Annotated in this window: 3 protein-coding genes and 2 pseudogenes; 2 read left to right on the forward strand and 3 right to left on the reverse strand. The window is 55.6% G+C overall.

Features of this window, described 5'->3' with window-relative positions; genetic code table 11:
• The 3 genes and pseudogenes from HP459_RS22625 to flgB form a co-directional block, all read right to left on the reverse strand.
• Positions 1-147 (reverse strand): annotated as a pseudogene (locus HP459_RS22625) (flagellar hook capping FlgD N-terminal domain-containing protein); the annotation flags it as partial.
• An 11-nt stretch (positions 148-158) separates the two neighbouring features.
• A complete protein-coding gene (gene flgC / locus HP459_RS22630) occupies positions 159-563 on the reverse strand; it encodes a flagellar basal body rod protein FlgC (RefSeq protein ID WP_003857997.1) in 405 nt (134 codons plus the stop codon).
• A gap of 3 nt (positions 564-566) precedes the next feature.
• Positions 567-983 (reverse strand): flagellar basal body rod protein FlgB, encoded by a 417-nt coding sequence (gene flgB, locus HP459_RS22635; RefSeq protein WP_045622629.1) that lies wholly within the window; start codon positions 981-983, stop codon positions 567-569.
• A gap of 157 nt (positions 984-1140) precedes the next feature.
• On the opposite strand from flgB, the gene flgA reads away from it, so the two are divergent.
• Positions 1141-1800, forward strand: coding sequence for a flagellar basal body P-ring formation chaperone FlgA (flgA, locus tag HP459_RS22640; RefSeq protein WP_022647723.1), 660 nt, complete (start codon positions 1141-1143; stop codon positions 1798-1800).
• A 93-nt stretch (positions 1801-1893) separates the two neighbouring features.
• Positions 1894-2010 (forward strand): annotated as a pseudogene (locus HP459_RS22645) (anti-sigma-28 factor FlgM); the annotation flags it as partial.

The raw sequence follows: 2010 nt of genomic DNA on the forward strand, positions 1-2010 counted from the left end.
ATTTTTCAGCTGTGCCACCAGCAGGGTCAGAAAGCTGCTCTGTAAATCGGAGGCATTGCTCCCGGTGAGAGAGCTGGAACCGGTTGCACTACTGGTGCTGTTGACGCCGGTATTTGTCGGGTCATTCACGTTTACGGCGATGGACATGCGTGTCTCCTTTACTGGCCGAGAGTGAGTGTTTTGAGCATCATGCTCTTCACGGTATTAAGCACTTCGACGTTTGCCTGGTAACTCCGTGACGCGGACATGGAGTTCACCATCTCCCCGACCACATCCACGTTCGGCATTTTCACGTAGCCGCTGGCATCCGCGAGCGGGTTGCCTGGCTCGTAAACCAGCTTGTCGGGCGCCTGGCTCTCAACCACGTCCGCCACTTTCACGCCGCCCGTTGCCGCACCCGGTGCAGCATCAACCTGGAAGACAACCTGTTTAGCGCGATACGGTTGTCCGTCAGGTCCTGTCACGCTGTCGGCGTTGGCCAGGTTACTGGCTGCCACGTTCAGTCGTTTGGACTGCGCCGTTAATGCCGAACCGGCGATATCAAAAATATTCAGCAAGGCCATTTACTAATTGCCCCCCTGCAGGACGGTCATCATGCCTTTGATTTGCCCGCCGAGTAGCGTCAGGCCTGTCTGGTATTGCAGGCTGTTATCGGCAAACTGTGTGCGCTCCCGGTCCATGTCGACGGTATTGCCGTCAAGCGAGGGCTGATCGGGGACACGATAAAGTAAGTCAGTTGTTGGCGCGGTCATCGCCTGAGCGGGAATATGCCGTGAGGATGTCAGGGCAAGTGAGACACCCGTCCCTTCGGCACGTCCACGCTCCATCACTTTTTTGAGTTCACTGGAAAAATCAATATCGCGCGCCTGATACCCCGGGGTGTCCGCGTTGGCGATATTGGCGGCTAAAATTTCCTGCCGCTGGGCGCGTAAGTTGAGCGCTTCCTGCTGAAAACGTAACGCGGCGTCGAGTTTATCGAGCATGTCTCCTCCGCTGATGAGAAAATTTCAGTTCACAGCTTAAATCTCACCCCGTCTCCCCTATCGACGGAATAAGCGCAAAATGCGTCGCTATTTGTTGCGTTGATGGAAAACCACTGCGGGTAGAATTTGCTTAATTCTGGACATGGTGGAACGTGCGATGCGGACTTTTAAACGTGGCCTTGCGGCGACCCTGCTGCTTTTGAGCCCTCTTGTGCAGGCTGAGGGGTTAGAGAACCAGCTCAATGCATTCTTTGCGCAGAAGCTGGCCGGTTTCAGCGATGACGTACGCGTGACCGTACGCACCCCGCCTAACCTTTACCCTTCCTGCGAAGCCCCGTCATTTAGCGTGACCGGCAGCACCCGATTATGGGGCAACGTGAATGTGCTGGCGCGTTGCGCCAACGAAAAACGTTATTTACAGGTTGCGGTTCAGGCGACAGGCAATTATGTTGTCGCCGCCGTTCCCATTCCCCGGGGCAGCCTGCTGCAACCAGACAGCGTAACGCTGAAGCGAGGCCGTCTGGATCAGCTTCCACCGCGGACGATGCTGGATATTAACCAGGCTCAGGAGGCGGTCAGCCTGCGCGATGTCGCCCCTGGACAGGCGATACAGCTCTCTATGCTGCGCCAGGCGTGGCGGGTGAAGGCGGGACAACAGGTGATGGTGGTCGCCAATGGCGAAGGCTTTAGTATCAACAGTGAAGGAAAAGCGCTGAATAATGCCGCAGTGGCGCAAAATGCCCGGGTCAGAATGTCCTCAGGCCAGGTGGTCAGCGGCACGGTCGGTCCTGATGGGAATATTCTGATTAACCTGTAATCTTTTTAAAGATTTCGCGGCGACTGCCGATAAATATTCAACAAATGATGATGTCAGGCGCAAACGCCGCGAACCCTCGATGAGGACAACACTATGAGCATTGATCGTACATCAGCCCTGAAGCCGGTTAGCACTGTACAACCTCGCGAAACGAATGAGGCTGCCCCGCAAAAAACGCGTCTGGAAAAAACCTCGACGGCTAACAGCACC

Origin of the sequence: Enterobacter sp. CM29, assembly GCF_013179605.1 — a bacterium.
Taxonomy (GTDB): domain Bacteria; phylum Pseudomonadota; class Gammaproteobacteria; order Enterobacterales; family Enterobacteriaceae; genus Enterobacter; species Enterobacter intestinihominis.

Excerpts from the sequence above, each read along its gene's own strand:
- flgC (WP_003857997.1), bottom strand. The coding sequence starts at position 563 with ATGGCCTTGCTGAATATTTTTGATATCGCCGGTTCGGCATTAACGGCG.
- flgB (WP_045622629.1), bottom strand. The coding sequence starts at position 983 with ATGCTCGATAAACTCGACGCCGCGTTACGTTTTCAGCAGGAAGCGCTC.
- flgA (WP_022647723.1), top strand. The coding sequence starts at position 1,141 with ATGCGGACTTTTAAACGTGGCCTTGCGGCGACCCTGCTGCTTTTGAGC.